The following is a 19,248-nucleotide window of genomic DNA, read 5'->3' as shown; positions in this document are numbered from 1 at the left end:
GCCATGGCGGCCCCGGTCCCACGACGCTCAGGAGGCGACCAGGTCGTCAATCTGGTTGATCGCCGAGGTGGCGCCTTCCACGACGCCCATGTCCAGCACCTGCTGCAGCGCCTCGGCGGAGGCGTACCTGCCCACGTAGGTCGCGCGGGTGCCGCCGTTGTGCTCGGTGAAGGTGTAGGCGTTCTTGGAGACCGGCAGTTCCGGCCTCGGGTTGAAGTCCAGGTCGGCGAAGCCGTCGTCGAAGGAGAAGCCCCTCGGCTCGTCCACGGCGGTGACCAGCCAGTATCCGGCGTGCTTGTCGCCCTCCGGGCCGGTCATGTAGTAGGTCACGCGACCGCCAGGCGTGAGGTCGTGGTCGACCACCGTCGCCGGGTAGGTCGGCGGTCCCCACACCTTCTCCAGTTGGCGGGGGTCGGCGTAGACCTGCCAGATCCGCTCTACCGGCGCGGCGAATTCCGCGGTGATGGTCAGGGTCAGGTTGTCAAGGTCGTGCTGGACGTCGGTCACGGGCATGGTTCAGTCCTCCTGATCGGGGTCCGATGCGATGAGTACGTCGATGCGGGCGATGCGGCCACGCCAAACCTGTTCGAGCTCGGTGAGCATGGACGCCACCGACCGCACCGCCTCCACGTCACCGCTGGCCAGCTGCTCACGACCACTGCGTCGCTTGGTCAGCAGACCAGCCTTCTCCAGCACGGCGACGTGCTTCTGCACCGCGGCGAAGCTCATGTCGTACTTCGCCGCGAGCGCGGAGACGGAGTGCTCGCCGGTCAGCACGCGGCGCAGGATGTCGCGCCGGGTGCGGTCAGCGAGCGCGTGGAACATGGCGTCCGCCCGGTCGTCGCTCTCCTCGGTCACGGGTCGAATATACAACCGATCGGTTTCATATTGTCAAGGCGTGACCCACTGCCACCATCGCGCCGATCGGAGCGACCCGCGCACCAGGATCATCCACCCGGTATCCGCCGGCCGGACCGAACATCTCGGAACCGGGGGTGCCAGCGAGGCTCGGCGGACGACCCGAACGGATCCTTGACGGCCCCTGACGGCGTGATTAAGGTCCGGGCCGTAATGACATAGACGAACGGAGCCCACCATGCCACTCAGCCGTCGTTCGCTCCTCACGAGCAGTGCCCTTACTGGTGCCGCACTGGCGGTTGGCCACGGGGCGGTGACCGGCCCGGCCATGGCTCAGGGCGACCAGGAGCTCACTCCCACGAGTTTCGGTCCCGCCTCTTTGACCGCCGCCGTCCGGGGTGCCGCCGTCATCGGCGACAGCGTCTTCATCACCTCCCGGTTCAACACCCCCGAGGGGAAGATGCGGCTGGGCGAGTTCGACGTCAACACCGGCGAGATGCGCAGCATCGACGACCTCACCATCCCGAGCAACGGCGGGCAGAAGCTCGCCGCCGACGGTCGCTACGTCTACATCGGCCCGGCCGGCAGCGCGTACGTCTACCGGTTCGACCCACAGACCAAGGAGCTGGCGGCCTGGGCCCGCGCCGGGGGCAGCACCACCTGGTACTACGACATGGTCGTGCACGGCGAGCACCTCTACATCGGCACGTACCCGGACTGCACCGTCAAGCGGATCCGCCTCGCCGACGCGACGATCGAGACGTACGGCCGCATCTCCACCTCCCAGTACGCCGCGGCCGTGGCGGTCGACGACGAGTACGTCTACGGCGGGTCGGCCGCGCCCGGCACGCTGCTGGCCTGGCCGAAGGCCGGCGGCACCGCCACCAACCTGACCCCGCACCTGAGCGCCTCCCCGGTCGGCATCCTCGACATGACGGTCGCCGACGGCGTCGTCTACGTGGCCAGCGGCCGGCAGCTGATCTCCTTCCACCGCGACGGCTCCAACCGGGTCTCCCGCGACATCCCCGCCGAGGACCGCTACGTCGACCAGGTCACCGTCGGCAGCGACGGCAAGGTGTACGCGCTGACCCGACTCACCACCAACCTGTACGAGGTCACCGCCGACGGCCTGGTGAAGGTCGGCCAGCCCCTCGCCGACGTGGAGAACGCGCTCCTGGCCCCGCTGCCCGGCGGCGCTCTGCTCGGCGTCAGCGGGCTGGGGCACGTGTGGAAGACGACGCCGGGCGGCACGGCCAGCGTGTGGCAGACCGCCACCCGGGGCTTCGGCTACCCGGAGACGATCCAGTCGATGATGCGGCACACCCGGGGCACGATCTGGGTCGGCGGCCACTACGCGATGACGGTGCACCGCACCGAGGCCGGCACCAACGACCGGTTCGACATCAACGGCGAGGTCAAGGCGATGGCCGAGGGCCAGGCCGGCGTGGTCTACGCGGGCCTGTACCCGAGCACGCAGATCGTGGCGGTCGACCCGGACAGCTACGAGGTCAAGGTGCTGGGCCTGCTCGGCAACGAGCAGCTGCGCACCAAGCGCATCGTCGTGGACCGGCCGCGCAACCAGCTCATCGTGGCGTCCAGCCCGCAGACCACCAAGCACACCGGCGCGCTGACCTTCATCGACCTGGCCACCAACGCCTTCGACTCGCACCGCGAGTTCCTGCCCGAGCAGAGCGTCATGGACGTGGTGGTGCAGGGCACCACCGCCTACATCGCCGGCGACACCTACGGCGAGGGCACCACCGGCCCGATCCGCAAGGTCGCGCAGGTGGCGGCCGTCGACATCGTCACCCGTCAGCTGCTGTGGCGCGAGGAGATCAAGCCGGACTGGCAGTCGTACGAGAGCCTGCACGTGGTGGGCAACCTGCTCTACGCCATGGGCCGGCGCCCGCGCGGTGCCTGGTTCGCCTACGACCTGCACACCCGCACCATCGTGATGGAGGGCGACCTCGGCGGGTACGGGCAGTTCAACGGGGTCGACGGCCGGGTTTTCTCCTGGGTGCACTGGACCAACGACATCTGCGAGCTGCCGACCGTCCCGGGCGGCGCGGTGACCACGCTGTACGACAACGTGCCGCGCGGCTGGTACAACAACCCGGCGTTCCACTTCACCCCGGACGGCAAGTCGACCTGGGGCATGCACGGCATGGACCTGGCCCGCTTCCCGCTGCCCAAGAAGTAGTCCGAACCGGGCACGTAGACCGACCCGCCGCCGGACGCGATCCGGTAGGCGGTGCGATGGACGGGCCCGCCGGATCACGGCGGGCCCATCCACCAGAGGTTGCAATCTGGACGGAGACCCGTTGCGGCACGAACGGCAGAACATCGACCCGGCGCTACCGCACGTACCGGACGGCGCCCGGCGCACCGACGCCCGCCAACGTGCCGCCGTTCGGCTCGAGCACGACTTCCCCTTCGACCCGAGCTACGGTCACCGCCTCGACCAGTTGCTCCGCATCCCGGCGCCAGCCGCACCCGCCGACTTCGACGAGTTCTGGCGCGCTCGATACGACGCCGCGCGGCAGGTCTCGACGGAGCCCACCATCGGTCCCCTGGAGGAGGAACGCGACGGCGTACGGATCTTCGGAGTGGCCTACTCGTCCGTGGGCGGCGTCCGCATCGGCGGATGGCTCGTGCTGCCCGTCGAGTCGGAGGGACCGACCGCGACCGTCAGCGGCGTCGAGCACGGGTTCGTCATCGGCCACGGGTATGGCGGCCGTCAGGAACCGGGCCCCTCGGTACCACTGCCGTTGCCTCGGTCGGCGGCGATCCTTCCCTGCGTACGGGGCATGGGCGCGCGCAGCCTGCTGCCGGGCATACCCGACCACGCCGACGGGCACGTGCTGCACGGCATCGACTCGCGTGACCGGTACGTCATCGGAGACTGCGTCGCCGACCTGTGGTGCGCGGCGTCGGCGCTGCTGCAACTGGTGCCGAGTCTCAACCTGCCCGCTGGCCCGCGCCTGGGTTATCTCGGCGAGAGCTTCGGCGGCGGAATCGGTGCCCTGGCCCTCCCCTGGGACGACCGCTTCGCCGCGGCCCGGTTGACCGTACCCACCTTCGGCAACCACCCGCTGCGGCTCACCCTCCCCTGTGTGGGCAGCGGCGAGTCCGTCCGCGCACACCACCGTGAACACCCGGGAGTGACGCGGGTCCTGCGATACTTCGACGCCGCCACGGCCGCGACGAGGCTGCGCATCCCGACACTGGTCGCGCCCGCCCTCTTCGACCCCGCCGTGCCGCCACCGGGCCAGTTCGCCGTGCACAACGGCCTGGCCGGGCCGCGCGAGCTACACGTGCTGACCGCGGGGCACTTCCCGCACGCCGACAGCCAGACCGAGTACGAGGAACTCGTCGCGGCGAGCCAGCGCTTCTTCGGACAGCACCTCGACGACCGCGCCGACGGGCCAGACGCGGGCGGCAGCGATCCGCAAGCTGAAGCGCCACTCGGCGAGAGGATGGTGGGGTAAGGCATTCTCCGCGCGCCGAATCCGATGTAGCCGCCGAGGACCCGCTCAGTACATGCGCCCGCCGGACCGGCCGGACGGCGCCAGATGCCTGGCGTGCTCCCGCAGCCTGGCCACCGGGTCGTATCCCGCACCGGTGGTGCTGCTCTCCAAGCCGGTCAGGCCGGACAGGTGGATATGGCCGCGGTCACTGCTGTCCCGGCGGGCATGATCGGGCTGCCACGAGTCGTGGTAGCAGGGGCCGCCCCCGTCTCGCTCCGGCTCCCAGTTCATGTACTTCAGCCAGCTGATCCCAGCCACCACATTGCAGCGGTCGGCGAACAGTTGCGCGCCAAGCTGCTGGAGCGAGGGTAGACCGGAGGCGCCGGGCGGCATGATGTCGATCGCGTAGCCGATGCCGTACTGCGCGGGGTCGGGATATCCGGTCCGAGAGTACGGGGTGTGGTCCTGGGGCGGCTCGGCCTCAAGATGGCGCCGGTCGCCGATGTCGTAGACGGTGTAACCGTAGCTACGCAGCACGTCCCGCAGATCGCACGCCGGCTGCATCAGCCTGAACGGGCAACCCCGCCTGATCCAGTTCTCTCGGTCCTGCACTGACATGATGGCTCCTCCGCCGGCGAGTGGCGACCTCATTCGTCGGAATGCGGGCGTCCTTGACCGCCGCCCGACAGCCGGCGCTTACCCGCTGGCGCGCGATCCATACGGCGCGGGGGCGCTGTTACGTTGCCGGTAGTCAGGGGCCGAGGCAGGCTTGGCGAGTAAGGGTATCGAGCCGTCGTCGCCCTTGGTCGCCGCCGGGACGGCGTTCACCGGATTCCGTTTCCCCGCCGAGGTGATCGTCGTCGCGGTCTGGTAGTACCTACAGGCCCGGCGGTTCTCACGGTCTGCCGGCTCGACCGCGACAGCCATTTCATGGTTGTGAGTGAGTCGATGCTGATCGTGGCTGGATGCGGTGGTGGGCCGGCTGTCACGCCGGGTGAGCGTGGGTCCCTTGGGTCGTTGGTTCGGGGCTGATCGGTGTCAGCCGGGGAGCGGGTTGGCCGCGATCCGGGTGAACGGCGATGGCGATCTGAGAGGCCATGGCCAGGTCCGCACTCCCATGGCCTCCACATCGCCGGCCGCCAAGGCCCACGTGACCGCCACTCGACCGACGTCAGCTGTCCGTCGATCGGCCTACCCGCCGCCACCTTGGACGATGCCGAGAATGCCTGATCGTCAGGACCTCAGCCGAGCGCCGACGACGACCCGGCGATGGAAGCCAGTTGGGCCCGCGAGGTGATACCCAGCTTGGGGAACGCCTTGTAGAGGTGGTAGCCGACGGTCCGCGGGCTGAGGAAGAGCCGGGCGCCGATGTCACGGTTGGAAGCGCCGGTGGCTGCCAGCCGCACGACCTGGCGTTCCTGGGGAGTCAGCACGCTGAGCGGATCGTCGGCCTTGCGCGGCGCCGCCGGCACGTCCCCCGTCGCGCGCAGCTCCGCGCGAGCCCGCTCGGCCCACAGCCGCGCACCGAGCCGGTCGAAGGTGTCCAGCGCGACGCGCAGTTGCGTACGGGCGTCCGCCCGCCGCCGTGCCCGCCGCAGCCACTCGCCGTAGGCGAGCTGCGTCCTCGCCTGCTGGTACGGCTGAACGTCCTGCTGGTGAAGCTGCACGGCGTGCGCGAAGTGTGCCTCGTTCTCCTCGACGAGGGCCCGGCACCGCAGGGCGATCGCGTCCGACGACGGCTGGCGGACGTGCCGGGCCCAGGCCAGACACCGGGCGAGCGGCTCCTTCGCCCGCTCCGGTTCGCCGCTGCGGACGGCTGCCTCCACCTGGTCCGCGGCGCTGAGGAGAGCGATCCCTGCCGAGGGGATGGCCGCCAACTGCCGCAGGGCGGCGGCCGGACGACCCAGGCCGAGCTCCAGCAGGCCGAGTGCCCAGCGTCCGATGTCCGCCGCGAGGACGAGGCCATGCTCACCGGCTCCCGCTATGCCCTCCTCGGCCTTCGTGCGGCACTCATCGACGTTGCCCTGCTGCGCGAGCACCCAGGCGAGCGAACACGTGAGGTGGCTGACCCGAGGCTGGTGGCCCAGATCCGCCGCCAGCCGCAGCCCCGCGTTGAGGGACGTCATGGCCTCGCCGTACCGGCCGAGCCACCCCTGCGCGAGTCCATGGTCGTTGAGCGCGAAGGCGAGCCAGCCGATCATCCCGTTCTTCTGGCAGTCCGCCACGACGCGGCCGGTGATCTCCTCACAGAGAGCGGTGCGGCCCAGCGGAAGGCAGGCAGCGGCGGTGAAGGTCAGTCCCGGCACCCCCAGCCCCGCACCCGGGTGTGCGTCGACGGCCTCGCCCATGAGCGTGATCCCGCCGCCGATGTCACCGCCCAACAGGCGGCTGAGCCCGAGCGCCGCACCGACCAGCGGTGACCCGATCTCGGGAAGCGCGCGGAGACTCGCCGCGGCCTCCTCCGCCAGTCGGGCGTCACCGGCGAACCAGGCGCAGCGGATGGCCTCCACCAGCAACCAGGTGGCCCGCTCGGTGGAGCGGGCGGCCACGCGGGGGACGTTGTCCAGGAGGATCCGGCCCGCCGCGAGCGGCGTGCCCAACTCGAACTCCCGATGCGCGCGCACCTGGACCAGCGCGGCGCTCATGTCCGGGTCCTCCACCTCAGGCGTCGCCCGGTCGGCGAGCGCGGCAGCGCGACCCGTCAGACCCGCGTCACTGGCGGCCAGCGCGGCGGCGGCCAGCCGTTCGGATCGTCGCACCGGGTCGGCGGTGAGCTCGGCGGCCCGCTCGTAGGCGGTCGCGATCGCGGCGTGGCCGCCACGCGTACGTGCCCGTTCCGCCGCTTCCTCCAGCTCCCGGGCGACGTTCTCGTCAGGGCCGAGCGTGGCCGCGGCCAGGTGCCACGTCCGCCGGTCGGCCGCGTCGACGGCGGCCGAGCGGGTGAGGGCGTCGGCGAGGGCTCGATGTACGGCGAGGCGCCGGGTCACCGGCGCGCTCTGGTAGGCGGCGGCCCTGATCAGGGGATGGCGGAATCCCACGGTCGCGCCCCTGATCTCGATCAGCCGGCTCCGCTCGGCCTCCTCAAGGCCGTGGAGGGAGGCGCCCGCGCCCACCAGGGTGTCGAGCTCACCCGAACCGTCCGCCGCCGCGATCAGCAGCGCGGCCCGGGCAGGCTCGGCGAGCGCGGCTATCCGTGCGTGGAAGGCTTCCTGGACCCGGTCGACGACCGGCATCGCACCCACCGGCGGCAGTCGTCCCGCCCGCTGTTCGGCGCTGAGCGCGGCAGGCAGTTCGACGAGCGCCAAGGGGTTGCCGCCGGACTCCTCGATGAGGCGCTCCCGCACCTGTGGTGGAAGGTCGGGGGGAAGCAGGGCGGCAGCGGCCGCGTCGTCCAGCCCGCGCAGCCGGAGTTCGGGCAGCCCCGCGGCAGGAAATCCCGCGCGCGCGGCGAAGATCATGACGACGCCTTCGGCCTCGAGGCGGCGGGCGGCGAACAGCAGCGCGTCGGCGGAGGCCTGGTCGAACCACTGTGCGTCGTCGACGAGGCAGAGCAGCGCGCCGTCTCCGGCGAGGTCGGCGAGGAGGCTCAGCGTGGCCAACCCGACCAGGAACCGGTTCTCCGGGGCGGGGTCACCCAACCCGAGGGCACCGCGGAGCGCGGCGGCCTGCGCGTCAGGCAGTGCAGGGATCCGGTCGAGCCCGGCACGCAGGAGGAGGTGGAGTGCGGCGAAGGGCAACGTGGCCTCGGACTGGACACCGACGCCGCGTAGCACCCGCATGCCCTCCGCCCGTTCGGCGGCGTGGTCCAGGAGCGCCGACTTGCCGATTCCCGCCGGGCCGCGGATGACCAGCACCCCGCTCCTGCCGGTTCTGGCCTCCGCCAGCAGCCGTTCGATGTCCGCCTGTTCCCCGGCTCGTCCGTGCAGCACGGTCAGGAACCTACCGTCACGGTGACTGATTCGGCTCGGGGTGGATCTCCGTAGCGTCGTGCTCGTAAGCGCGTCACGACTACGAACGGACCTCCGACATGATCACCGTCACCAGTCCCGCCCGGACCGTCGCCGACACCAGGCTGCTCCGATTCGCCCTCAAGCAGGACGCGATCGGCTCCGGCGGCAACGGGGTCGTGTACGTCGCCGTCGCCGCGATCTTCGGGGAGCTGTTCGGCCTTCCTGCCGGCTTCCTCTACCCGGCCGGGGCCTTCCTGGTGGCCTACGCGGCCGCCCTGTTGGTTCTCGCCTCCCGGCCCGTGGTGAGCAGGGCCGCTGTGGGTGTGGTGATGGGTGTCAACGTCGCCTGGGTGGCGGCGAGCGTGATGGTGCTCGTCGCCGGTTGGTTCCCGCTGACCGGCCTGGGTACCGCGCTGGTGATCGTGCAGGCGGTCGTGGTCGCCGGCTACACGGTCCTGCAGTTCGCCGGTCTTCGCAGGGCCGGCTGAGCGACCATCCGGATCGCCCCGAGCCGCGACCGGGACCGGGACCATCGGTCCTGCACAGGGTGGCCACCCCGCCGGGTGGCCACCCTGTCGGGCGTCAGAGGGGACTCGACTTTCGTGACGTGCAGGGGCCAGGACGCTGCCGCACATCGGAGTTCACGTCGACTCCGGTGGCGGCCCGGTGTAGCCGCTGCTCCACCGGAACCGGTTGCTCGGCTGCGCGTACTCCTCGACGATGTGCGCGATCCAGCCCGCCGTCCGGGCGACCGCGAAGATCACCTCCGCCGCGCCCGGGCCCATGCCGGTCGCGTGCGCCAACGCGGCGACGGCGAGGTCGACGTTGGGCAGGGCGCCCCGCCGCGCCGCCGTGGCGATCAGGTCGTCGACGGCCCGCCGCAGCTCGCCCTCGGTCGGCAGCTCCGCGACGAGATCGAGCAGGGCGGCTCCGCGCGGGTCGCCGTCCGGGTACAGCGAGTGCCCGAACCCGGGCAGCGCGCCGGTCCGCAGCCACTCGGCGATCGCGGCCGGCGCCCCGTCCCGCAGCGCCACCTCGACCATCCGGTGGACGCTGCTGCCGACGGCTCCGTGCATCGGCCCGTCCAGCGCGCCGAGCCCCGCCAGCACCGCCGCGTAGGGGTTCGCCCGGGTCGAGGCCGCCACGCGTACGGCGATGGTCGACGCGGCGAGGTCGTGGTCGGCGAGCAGGACGAGTGCGGCGTTCAGCGCCCGAAGCCCCGCGGTGGAGGCCGGCGTGCCCGTCAGCCGCGGCCACAGGCGGGCCGCCAGGGCGTCGTCGGCGGGCGACTCGCCCGCGAGGGGCAGCGCGTCGACCATGCTGGACAGCAGCGCGGGCGCGAGCGCCGTCACGGTGGCGGGCGCCAGGTCGAAGCGCAGCGGGTCCATCGCGGCCGCCACGGCGACGATCACCGGCAGCCGGTCGAAGAGCCGGGCCTGGGCCGGCAGGTGACTGCTCGCCCGCCGCGCCGTGTCGACGGTCTCGGCGGACGTCGCGAAGGGCTCCCGGCGCCGCTCGCCGGTCCAGAGCCAACGGGCGATCTCCTCGAACGGCGTCACGGGCGCGAGCGTCGCGACATCGAGTCCCCGGTAGTGCAGCCTCCCGTACGCGATCAACGTGGTGGCGGTCCGCATCGCCGGCGCGGCATCGCGTTCCGGCCGGGTCGCCTGGGTGCGGGCGGCCAGCCGCTCGACGTCGGCGAGCCGGAAGCGGCTGGTCCGCTCGCCGGGAACCTTGACCCTGGCGAGCAGCCCCCGGCTGACGTACGCGTAGATCGTCTCCGGCTTGATGCGCAGGCGATGGGCCACCTCGGCGGTCGTCAGCAGTTGCTCCTCGGCCATGTGGCCATGGTCTCACGTTGACTGAATCAATGTTGACTGGCCTCGGCTGCCGGCACGACGCTGCCCGCATGGCTGACACCATCACCGCTCCCCGCGGGCTCGCCGGCGTCGTGGTCACCGACACCACCGTCGGCCACGTCCGCGGCACCGAGGGCTTCTACCACTACCGGCAGTACTCCGCCATCGACCTCGCCGAACGCCGGACGCTGGAGGACGTCTGGGCGCTGCTCATCGACGGCTCCCTGCCCACCGAGCCCAAGGCGCTGCACGAGGAGATCGTCCCGTTGCGCCACATCCCGCCCGCGGTCGCCGCCGCACTGCCCGACATCGCCACGGCGTCGACGTCGCCGGACCCGATGGGCGGCCTGCGCGCCGCGCTGGCCGTCGCCGGCCTCGCCGCCGGAGCCCGCCCGTTGTACGACACGTCGCCCACCGAACGGCGGGCGCAGGCCATGGCACTCTGCGCGCTGACGCCCAGCCTGCTCGCGGCGTTGTACCGCCTACGAGCGGGTCTGGAGCCGATCGAGTCGCGCGACGACCTGTCCCACGCGGCGAACTACCTGTACATGATCACCGGCGAGGAGCCGTCCGAACGTCACGCCCGGGCGATCGAGCGCTACCTGATCGCCACCGTCGACCACGGCTTCAACGCGTCGACCTTCACCGCCCGCGTCATCGCCTCCACCGGCGCCGACCTCTACGCCTGCGTCGGCGGCGCCCTCGGCGCGCTCTCCGGCCCCCTGCACGGTGGTGCCCCCAGCCGGGCCCTGGACACCCTCGACGCCATCGGCACGATCGACCGAGCCGACCCGTGGCTGCGCGAACGCATCCTCGGCGGCGAGCGGATCATGGGCTTCGGGCACCCGATCTACCGCACGGAGGACCCGCGGTCCCGCATGCTCAAGGGGATCGCCCAGGACCTCGGCGGGCCGCTGGTGGACTTCGCCGTGGCCGTCGAGGAGCGGGTCCTGTCGTTGCTGGCGGAGCTGAAGCCCGGCCGCGAACTGCACACCAACGTGGAGTACTACGCGGGCGTCGTCATGCACCTGTGCGGGCTGCCCCGGGAGATGTTCACGCCCACCTTCGCCACCAGCCGCGTCATCGGGTGGTGCGCGAACGTGCTGGAACAGGCCGAGGACTCGAAGATCATCCGGCCGGACTCGCGCTACGTGGGCCCTCCCCCGCCGCAACCGGTGCCGTAAAGGGCCGGCAGATCATGCCGGAGCGGGGTCGCCGGCAGGTCGGCCCCGCCACCCGGTGGGCTCACCGGCCAGGACCGGAGCCGATGTCGACCACTCGTGCCCAGGCGGGCGGCGAGTCCGGTACGTAGTCGGGGTCGTCCTCGTGCCACGACCGGGCCGGCCTCTGCCGGGGAAAAAGTCCCACCACCGTCCGGCACGAGGGCCGCGTCGCCGGCCAGGGCGTCTGCCCGTCGGTCAGGACCACGATGACATCCGGTCGGGGCCGCGCGCGCAGCGCCCGGGCGAAGCCCGTACGCAGATCCGTCCCTCCGCCGCCCAGCAGCGGGATGTCCTCGGCGCGGCACAGTGAATGCACGACCTGGGCCGCGGCGTCGCACGGAAGCACGGTGACCAGGTCGCGCCGGCCGCCCACGGCGCGGGAGATCGCGGTGACTTCGAGCAGGGCGCTGCCCAGTTCGGCGTCGCTCACCGATCCGGACGTGTCGATGACCACGCACACCCGAGGGGGCCTGCGTCGCAGGCTCGGCAGGATCGCGCCGGGCACCCCGGCGGACCGCCGCGACGGCCGGCCGTAGGTGTAGTCCTCGCCGACGCCGGCAGCGGAGGCGGCCGAGCGGACCGCCGCCCCCAGCAGTTCCCGCCACGGTTGCGGCGGGTGGAACGCCTTCTCCGCCCACCTTCGCCAGCCCTGCGGAACGTCCCCAGGCCGGCCCGTGATGCCGTGCGCCACCCGGAACCGCACCAGGTCCCGTTCCTGCGCGCTGAGGCCGTGCGCGCCGTCCGGCCCCAGGTCCCACTCCCGATCCAGCCCGTCGGCGCCGCTGCCGCAGTCCAGCCAGACCAGGCCCTCCGTACGCGGCCCGAGCCCGAACTGCCGCAGGTAGTCCTCCATGAGCTCCCCCTCGGGCAGCCCCAGCAACCCTGGCTCGACGGCGCCTTCGGGTCGGGCCAACCCCTCACCGAAAACGTCGTCGTTGATCTCGAAGTCCGCGGCGATGTTCATCCGCAGCCGCTCCCCCGGCCCGACCAGCCCCCGTTCCCGCGCCACCCGGTCGCTGCGTCCGTGGTGGTCGCGCAGCAGGTGCGAGACCTCGTGCACCCACACCCCGGCGAGTTCCTCCACCGGGGTACGGTCCACGAAGGCGGGCGAGACGTAGCACCGCCAGTGCGGGTCCACCGCCATCGTCGGTACCCGCCGCGACTCCACCACGTGCAGGGCGAACAGCGCCGTCGCCAGGTAGGGCCGGACCCGGGCGGCGTGCAGCCGCGCGGCGAAGAGCTTCTCGACGTCCAGCGTCCCGGTGTGCCCGGGGATCATCGGCTGTTCCCCGCCGCGGCCACGACCCGTGCCGCCGCCTGCTCGGCTCGCCGGGACACCGACACCGCCCCGGCGAGCCGCTCGATCTCTGCCGGGACGTCCCAGTCCTCCTGGCGCAGGGCAGCGAGTGTGGTGGAGGGGACGACCACGAGGTCCGGGGCTCCGGTCTCCAGCGCCCGCACCAGCAGCGCCCACGCCGCGTCCCAGCGAGCCTTCGTCGGACGCCGGCGGACCGCCTCCACCACGCCGTCCAGCACGGCCTGGCGGAGGTCTCCCCGCTCGGGCAGGACGGCGGCCGCCGGGTCGGCCAGCAGCACCTCGGGGTCCGGCAGGTCCATCCGGTCCATGCTGGCCAGTAGCTCCAGCCCCGGGCCGTCCCCGACGGTGCCTCTGACCAGCAACGACAGCACGTCCCGCGAGACGCCCGCCGCGGTCGCGAAGGCGACCAGGCGCAGGGTCATGTCCCAGCTGCGGGGCGACGGCCAGGGACCGCCCCGGCGGCCTTCGTTGCTCGGCAGCCGGTGAACCAGCCCCGGGCGGGCGGTCAGGAACCCGCACACGGCGCGGCGGGCGAAAGTGGCGGCCTCCGACAACAGCGCCGGGTCGAGCCGGGGCAGCACCGCTCGGGGCCAGGTCCCGCCGAGGCCCCGTACGACGACGTCGTTGTCGTGGGCCCACTGGAGATGGACGAACCGGTTGGCCAGGGGCGCGCTCAGCTCCCAGCCGTCGGCCGCCGAGGAGCGCGGATTGGCGGCGGCCACGATCCGGACCCCGGGCGGCAGCCGCAGGGTGCCGATGCGCCGCTCGAGCACGAGGCGGAGCAGGGCCGCCTGGACGGCCGGCGGCGCGGTGGACAACTCGTCCAGGAACAGCAGCCCCCGGCCGGCCCGCACCAGGCGCACGGCCCAGTCCGGCGGTGCCATCGGGACGCCCTGCGCCGCCGGGTCGTCGCCGACGATCGGCAGCCCCGAGAAGTCGGACGGCTCGTGGACGCTGGCGACAACGGTCGTCAGCGGCAGGTCCAGCGCCGCGGCGAGCTGCGTCAGGGCGGCGGTCTTGCCGATCCCCGGCTCGCCCCACAGCAGCACGGGCAGGTCCGCGGCCACGGCCAGCGTCAGGGCCTCCAACTGGGTGTCGGGGCGGGGTTCGGTGGTGGTGGCGCCGAGCAGCGCGAGCAGTTCGGCGGCGACATCGAGCTGAGGAGCGTGGGTCGGCTCGACAGGGGCATCGGTGGACACGTACGAGGTCAATGCAGACATCTTCAATCACCTGTGGGAGTGGTGGCGAGTACGAGGAGGGCCGTCGGGTGAGACGGGCCCGGTGGTCAGCAGCCAGTCGCGTGGCGCGGGCGCGAGCGGTGGTCACGGGTACGGCGACTGTCCGCGCGGGCGGGGCCCGGCCCGGAACCGACGAGTCCTGCCCTGAACAGTCCGTACGTCACCCGCCGCAGGGCGGCCGTTTCCAGTTCGTCGCGCAGGTCGCCGCTGCGCAGCAGGGCGTCGGGCCCGAGCAGAGCCTCGACGACGGCGAGGGCACCGGCGGTGTCGCCGTGGTCGAGGCGTGCGCGGACATCGGGAAGGCACTCCGGCTGGCGGTGCGCCTCGTCGATCGCGCGCAGACAGGCAAGCGGGGTACCGGTCAGCGCGGCCAGCAGTTCCTCCCGGCGGATCTCCGCCGGGTCGTGGTCGAGCGGCGCGAGCACCCCGTCGACCAGGCCGATCCGGTGCCGAGCTCCCCGGCACTCCACGATGCGCGCCTGTCCCGGCTGTTCGGGAGCCCTCGGCGCTGTCGCCGCCGGACGGTCGGGCGCCAGTGCCGACGCGACCAACGGATGCAGCCGATCGGCGTTGACCAGCCCGCCGCGGAGCAGGTCCAGGTCGGGCAGCACCCACGTCGCCGCGTCGGGCAGCACCGGCAGCGTGGTGTCCGAGCCCGTCGCCGACGGCGCGATCCGCGCCTCGGGCGGCCGGCCTTCCCCGCCTGGAGTCACGTCGAGGACCAGCCGGTTCCGGGCACCCAGCCGCACAGCGACGCGACCGCTGGTCCGCCCCTCAGCTCGGAGCAGGAGCGCCGCCTCGGCCGCCCACCGGTCCACCGCGCATCCGCGCCTTCGCAGCGCCGCCCGGAACGGATCAGGGTCCACCGCAGGACGCCCGTCGGCGGGCAGCCGATCCGCCCCCGACCGGGTCCGTAGCTCGTCCGCTCTCCGCGCGTCCCAGAGGTGGCGGTGCAGGTCCAGGCGGAACCGGCGGTCGGGTCGGGGGTGCGGGTGAGGACAGGATCGGTCCCCGGAGCGGGATCCGTCCCACAGCGCCAGGCTGATCCGCTGACCGGCATCCGCCCACGCGGGTGCGGTCCGCGCCACCAGGTGCACGGTGCGGCCGCCGTCGTGGTCCGCCGGGTCGTACCGGGCCAGCGGGACGGTCAGGCCCGGACGCAGCAGCCCGTCGGGAGCGACCCGCGGCAGGTGCCAGCGCAGCAGGTCGGGAGCCAGATGGCGCAGGTCGGCCCGGACCCGGGCCGCGAACTCCCGGCCATGGGTACGAGCAACGGAACGCAGACCGAAGTCGACATCGACGCTGGCGGCGGCACACGCCCCGGCCCAGTCCCCGACGTACCGACGAGCAGTCGCAGAATCGATCATGGAGGGCGGCACGGCGAACTCGCGCACGCGCAGCCAGAAGGAATGGCGAGAATCCGCATTCGCGGCCCGGGAGTGCATCAGCACTCACCTTGCGCGGACGGGACCCCCAATCTGCCGAGAGAGGTCATCATCGCGGGGGAGCATACACGGTAGCGCCGCCTGAGCGAGCGACACTTTTGTCGGTCGTCATGGACGCACTCGGGCGACCAGGGTTCCGGCACATCAGCGGTCCGAACCATCCCGGTCGGCACGTTCACCGACGCAACCGCCGGGCCGGACGAGGTCAGGCGCCCGCAGCGGATGACGGCGAGCCACCGTTGTCGTGGCTATCAGGCGCGGCGTGGCTTCCCCTCGCCGCCGACGGCCCACCCTCTCCTCGCTGCCACAGCAACCGTCGAGCCTCTCTGGTGTCCAGCAGTCGCAGGCCCCGTTCCGCCCAGAAGCTGAACGACTCGTCGTCGCTCAGCAACTCCGTGGCCAGCACGTCGAACGCCCGGGTTGAACGCGCGTCCCCGATCAGCTCCAACAGCCAACACCGCACGCCGTGGTCGGTCTCGCGGCCGAACGCGTCGATGAGTTCGTCGACGTGTTGGCCCGCCATGTCCCGCACCAGCGCGAATCCGTCCTCCGCCGCCTGCGGGTCGCGGCTTCTCATGAGGTGCATGGCGCGGCCGAGGTTCCCGCTCGTCATCCGCATGTTTCGGGCACGCTCGCGCTCGTAGTCACCGCCCACCGGGACATCTAACCGCACGGCTGGCTGGGAGCCGTCCACATCGCTCATGGTCCGTGATCCGCTCGCGGTGGCGTACGCGACCAGGAACCCGAGGCCGGGCGGAGTCGGCCCGGCCTCGGTGTGCCGTCAGGAGTGGCGCTACGGACCGTCGGCGTCGTCGCAGGGCGCGCCGACCGCCAGACGCACCTCGGCCTGTCGCCCACCTGAACGGACGAGCAGCGGAACGCAGGCCGCCCGCGCGACCCAGGTCCCGCCGGCGAAGGCCAGCCACTGACCCTTGCCGGCGGCAGGCGCGCAGGCGCTCACGTGCACGGTCGCGGCGGGCGCCGCCGAGGGACCCCACGCGATGCGGGCCCGGCCCTCCCAGCCAGGTGCGACCAGGAGGTCGACTTCTGCGCCTGCCCGCACCACCAATCCCCACTTGGCGAACCACCGCGCGGCGGGGTCGACCTCCCCCGATTCCGCCACCTGGAGCACTCTCCCGGTCGGCACCGCCGCATCCCCCAGGACGATCCGGTACCCGTCGGCTGGTTGAGGCGAGACGGCGATGGAATCCGCACACGTCACCTGACCCGAGTCTCTGGACGTCGCGGGCGGCGCACCGGCGCCGGTGCTGGCCGCGGTGGCAGACCCCGACGCGGGCCGCGGAGCGTCACGCTGACCCACGTCCCGGGCAGGCGTGCATGCCGTCCCGGACAGAACCACCGCGACGATGACGGACGCCTGAGCGAGCCAACCATTACGCCGCATGACTCCATCCTGTCAGCCGGCGCGGGGACGATGGGCATACGGATCTCGAACCTCTCGGCGGGTGACTCGACTGCAAAAATCCTCTACAGCTCCCCGCTGCTGGCCGGTAGCTTGCGCGCCGATGAGTAACGCGGACACGGTTACCGGGGTCTTGGACCGCATCACTGCCCACTACGTCTTTCCCGAACGATCCGCCGAGATGGCAACGGTCGTGCGGCGGCATCTCGACGACGGTCGGTACGACGGGCTCCCGGGTCCGCAGTTGTGCACCACGCTCACCGACGATCTGCAATCGGTGTGCCCCGACCGTCACCTGCGTCTGATCTGGCGCGAGCGGGCCCGGCCCGCCTGGGATCGGGCTGACGACGACGCCGGTGAGGTGGCGGCGCGGCGGGAGCGGTACCGGCTCAATGCCGAGGGCATCCACAGGGTCGAGCGGCTCGCGGGTAACGTCGGGCTGATCGAGATGCATTGGGAAGGCACTGGCGTGCAGCCGGACCAGTCGTGCGATGCGGAACACGCGTGGGACATCGCGTACCGGGAGGCGCTGCGTCACGTGCTCGCCGCCACGGTTGACGCCGACAGCGAGCACCAGGTGGCGGTACGGGTCGAAGCTGAGCGTGCACTGGCCGAGCTGCAGCTTCCCTGAGCTTCCCGCTTGATTCTCTGGCGGCTCCCCCATGCCAAGGCGCTTGAGCAACTTCGTCAAGTCGGCGCCGGGACAGGCGCTGCGCCGTACGCTGCCTGGGGTGAGACGGGCACGATCCCTTGTCGCGCTGGCGACGACCCTGACCGTGGCGCTGACCGCATGCCGGGTCGGGTCCACGGCGCCGGCCGGTGAGCCGGCTCGCTCCGCCGCGGCGGCGACGGCGTCCCCGTCGCGGGCCGGGCCGGCCGAGGTCACGTTGGCCTTCGCGGGCGACGTGCACTTCGCCGGCCGTACGGCGGCTCTGCTGGACGATCCGGCGACCGCGTTCGGGTCGATCTCGTCGGCGCTGTCCGCCGCGGACCTGACGATGGTGAACCTGGAGACCGCGGTCACCACGCGCGGCACCCCGGAGCCGAAGCAGTTCCTCTTCCGTGCTCCGGCGGGTGCGTACGAGGCGGTGAAGGCGGCCGGGGTCGACGTCGTGTCGATCGCGAACAACCACACGCTGGACTACGGACGGGTCGGACTGGCCGACACCGTGGACGCGGCGAAGGCCGCCGGGATGCCGACCGTCGGGGCGGGCGCCGACGCGGCGGCGGCGTACGCGCCGTGGACGACCCGGATCAACGGCACGCGGATCGCCTTCCTGGCGTTCAGCCAGGTCGACGAACTGTGGTCGCAGTGGCGGGCCACCGACGACCGTGCCGGTATCGCGATGACGAGGGACCTGACCCGGGCGGTCGCCGCGGTACGCGCCGCGCGCCGGCAGGCCGACGTCGTCGTCGTGTACGTCCACTGGGGCGCGGAGGGGGACAGCTGCCCACCCGCCGACGCGCGCGCGTTCGCGGATGAGATGGCCCGGGCGGGCGCCTCCCTCGTCGTCGGCACCCACGCGCACCTGCTGCTCGGTGACGGCTGGATCGGCCGGACCTTCGTCCAGTACGGGCTGGGCAACTTCCTGTGGTGGCGCGACGACGCGTACAGCAACGACACGGGGATCCTGCGGGTCACCCTGCGCGGCGCGGAGATCGTGAAGACGGAGCTGGTGCCGGCGCTGATCTCCCGCCGCACCGGCCAGCCCCAGCTCGCCGGAGGGGACGACGCGGCGCGCGTCCTCCGGGAGTACGCGGACCTGCGCGGCTGCACCGAACTCGCCGCGACCCCCGCCGGATAGCGCGCCGGCAGGGCGGCAGCAGCCCCTACTAGTCATATCCATCGATGTCTGATAGAAAATTTTCAAGGTCGGCCTTTCCCATCGCAAGGATCCCCCACGCGAACGGAGAGAGCATGTCGTCCACCCGCTCCCCCCTGCGCCGCCGCCTGCTCACCCTGCTGGTCGCTGTCGCGGCCACGATCGGGGCCGCGCTCGGGCTGGCCAGTCCGGCCTTCGCCATCAGCCACTCCAGCGCCACGTCGCAGCTGAGCGCCGCCGGCATCTCCTGGACCTCCAGCGGCAACTGCAGCGACCGCTACGTCTCGACCTGCACCTCGTTCGACGGGGTCCGGCAGGCCACCATCGACGGGATCATCACCTTCAAACGCGCCAGCGGCTGCGCCATCACGATCACCGCCGGCACCGAGGTCGGGCACACCAGCGGCACCTACAGCCACTGGAACGGCTACAAGCTGGACATCGCGCTGAGCACCTGCATCCAGAACTACATCTCGGCGCACTACACCTACGTCGGCTACGTCTCCGGCTTCGGCTACCAGTACCGGGCGCCCTCCGGCAACCTCTACACCAAGGAGGGCAGCCACTGGGACATCCTCTTCTACACCTGCGGCTGCTGAGGCAGGACGCGGGCGCCCCCGCCGGGCAGGCGGGGGCGCCCACCC

At 72.2% G+C, this 19,248-nt stretch carries 17 protein-coding genes; 7 read left to right on the top strand and 10 right to left on the bottom strand.

The genetic code is table 11. The features are described 5' to 3' along the window. Positions 1 to 27 precede the first annotated feature (27 nt). Both AB0L34_RS22560 and AB0L34_RS22555 read right to left on the bottom strand, forming a co-directional pair. Complete coding sequence (locus AB0L34_RS22560; protein ID WP_363706323.1) at positions 28 to 513, bottom strand: SRPBCC domain-containing protein; 486 nt, start codon at positions 511 to 513, stop codon at positions 28 to 30. 3 nt (positions 514 to 516) lie between these two features. Next, positions 517 to 858 carry a metalloregulator ArsR/SmtB family transcription factor gene (locus tag AB0L34_RS22555; protein WP_363706321.1) on the bottom strand — a complete coding sequence of 114 codons (342 nt, stop codon included), beginning with the start codon at positions 856 to 858 and terminating at the stop codon, positions 517 to 519. Positions 859 to 1,237: 379 nt separating this feature from the next. Here AB0L34_RS22555 and AB0L34_RS22550 point away from each other — a divergent pair, with 379 nt between their 5' ends. Further along, a complete protein-coding gene (locus AB0L34_RS22550) occupies positions 1,238 to 3,058 on the top strand; it encodes a hypothetical protein (RefSeq protein WP_363706319.1) in 1,821 nt (606 codons plus the stop codon). A 121-nt stretch (positions 3,059 to 3,179) separates the two neighbouring features. After that, complete coding sequence (locus AB0L34_RS22545) at positions 3,180 to 4,346, top strand: acetylxylan esterase (RefSeq protein WP_363706317.1); 1,167 nt, start codon at positions 3,180 to 3,182, stop codon at positions 4,344 to 4,346. Positions 4,347 to 4,391: 45 nt separating this feature from the next. Here AB0L34_RS22545 and AB0L34_RS22540 read toward each other — a convergent pair whose 3' ends face one another. Continuing rightward, on the bottom strand, positions 4,392 to 4,943 hold the full coding sequence (locus tag AB0L34_RS22540; protein ID WP_363706315.1) for a hypothetical protein: 552 nt from the start codon (positions 4,941 to 4,943) through the stop codon (positions 4,392 to 4,394). Between the two features lie 623 nt (positions 4,944 to 5,566). Continuing rightward, positions 5,567 to 8,254: an AAA family ATPase gene (locus tag AB0L34_RS22535; protein WP_363706314.1), complete on the bottom strand. Its 2,688-nt coding sequence runs from the start codon at positions 8,252 to 8,254 to the stop codon at positions 5,567 to 5,569. A gap of 98 nt (positions 8,255 to 8,352) precedes the next feature. On the opposite strand from AB0L34_RS22535, the gene AB0L34_RS22530 reads away from it, so the two are divergent. Further along, positions 8,353 to 8,763 (top strand): hypothetical protein, encoded by a 411-nt coding sequence (locus AB0L34_RS22530; protein ID WP_363706312.1) that lies wholly within the window; start codon positions 8,353 to 8,355, stop codon positions 8,761 to 8,763. Between the two features lie 153 nt (positions 8,764 to 8,916). Here AB0L34_RS22530 and AB0L34_RS22525 read toward each other — a convergent pair whose 3' ends face one another. Then, positions 8,917 to 10,116 carry a citrate synthase gene (locus AB0L34_RS22525; protein WP_363706310.1) on the bottom strand — a complete coding sequence of 400 codons (1,200 nt, stop codon included), beginning with the start codon at positions 10,114 to 10,116 and terminating at the stop codon, positions 8,917 to 8,919. Positions 10,117 to 10,184: 68 nt separating this feature from the next. Here AB0L34_RS22525 and AB0L34_RS22520 point away from each other — a divergent pair, with 68 nt between their 5' ends. Beyond that, the gene (locus AB0L34_RS22520) at positions 10,185 to 11,318 is read left to right on the top strand and encodes a citrate synthase (RefSeq protein ID WP_363706308.1); all 1,134 of its coding nucleotides are present in this window, start codon (positions 10,185 to 10,187) and stop codon (positions 11,316 to 11,318) included. 61 nt (positions 11,319 to 11,379) lie between these two features. Here the strand turns inward: AB0L34_RS22520 and AB0L34_RS22515 are convergent, their stop codons facing one another. The 5 genes from AB0L34_RS22515 to AB0L34_RS22495 form a co-directional block, all read right to left on the bottom strand. Continuing rightward, positions 11,380 to 12,636, bottom strand: coding sequence for a VWA-like domain-containing protein (locus AB0L34_RS22515; protein WP_363706306.1), 1,257 nt, complete (start codon positions 12,634 to 12,636; stop codon positions 11,380 to 11,382). Next, a complete protein-coding gene (locus AB0L34_RS22510; RefSeq protein WP_363706304.1) occupies positions 12,633 to 13,895 on the bottom strand; it encodes an AAA family ATPase in 1,263 nt (420 codons plus the stop codon). Before AB0L34_RS22510 ends, AB0L34_RS22515 begins: the two co-directional genes overlap by 4 nt. A 65-nt stretch (positions 13,896 to 13,960) precedes the next feature. Continuing rightward, on the bottom strand, positions 13,961 to 15,358 hold the full coding sequence (locus AB0L34_RS22505; protein WP_363706302.1) for a hypothetical protein: 1,398 nt from the start codon (positions 15,356 to 15,358) through the stop codon (positions 13,961 to 13,963). A 205-nt stretch (positions 15,359 to 15,563) separates the two neighbouring features. Continuing rightward, positions 15,564 to 16,061: a hypothetical protein gene (locus AB0L34_RS22500; RefSeq protein WP_363706300.1), complete on the bottom strand. Its 498-nt coding sequence runs from the start codon at positions 16,059 to 16,061 to the stop codon at positions 15,564 to 15,566. 90 nt (positions 16,062 to 16,151) lie between these two features. Next, a complete protein-coding gene (locus tag AB0L34_RS22495; protein ID WP_363706298.1) occupies positions 16,152 to 16,505 on the bottom strand; it encodes a hypothetical protein in 354 nt (117 codons plus the stop codon). A gap of 379 nt (positions 16,506 to 16,884) precedes the next feature. Between AB0L34_RS22495 and AB0L34_RS22490 the strand changes: the two genes are divergently transcribed. The 3 genes from AB0L34_RS22490 (at position 16,885) to AB0L34_RS22480 (ending at position 19,203) form a co-directional block, all read left to right on the top strand. Further along, positions 16,885 to 17,412, top strand: coding sequence for a hypothetical protein (locus tag AB0L34_RS22490; protein WP_363706296.1), 528 nt, complete (start codon positions 16,885 to 16,887; stop codon positions 17,410 to 17,412). Between the two features lie 100 nt (positions 17,413 to 17,512). Further along, positions 17,513 to 18,586 carry a CapA family protein gene (locus AB0L34_RS22485; protein WP_363706294.1) on the top strand — a complete coding sequence of 358 codons (1,074 nt, stop codon included), beginning with the start codon at positions 17,513 to 17,515 and terminating at the stop codon, positions 18,584 to 18,586. 113 nt (positions 18,587 to 18,699) lie between these two features. After that, positions 18,700 to 19,203: a hypothetical protein gene (locus AB0L34_RS22480; RefSeq protein WP_363706292.1), complete on the top strand. Its 504-nt coding sequence runs from the start codon at positions 18,700 to 18,702 to the stop codon at positions 19,201 to 19,203. Positions 19,204 to 19,248: the final 45 nt, after the last annotated feature.

The organism is Micromonospora sp. NPDC052213, from assembly GCF_040679695.1.
Classification (GTDB): domain Bacteria; phylum Actinomycetota; class Actinomycetes; order Mycobacteriales; family Micromonosporaceae; genus Micromonospora.
Note: the sequence above shows the minus strand (reverse complement) of the source record. Positions and strands in the feature narration are given on the sequence as shown.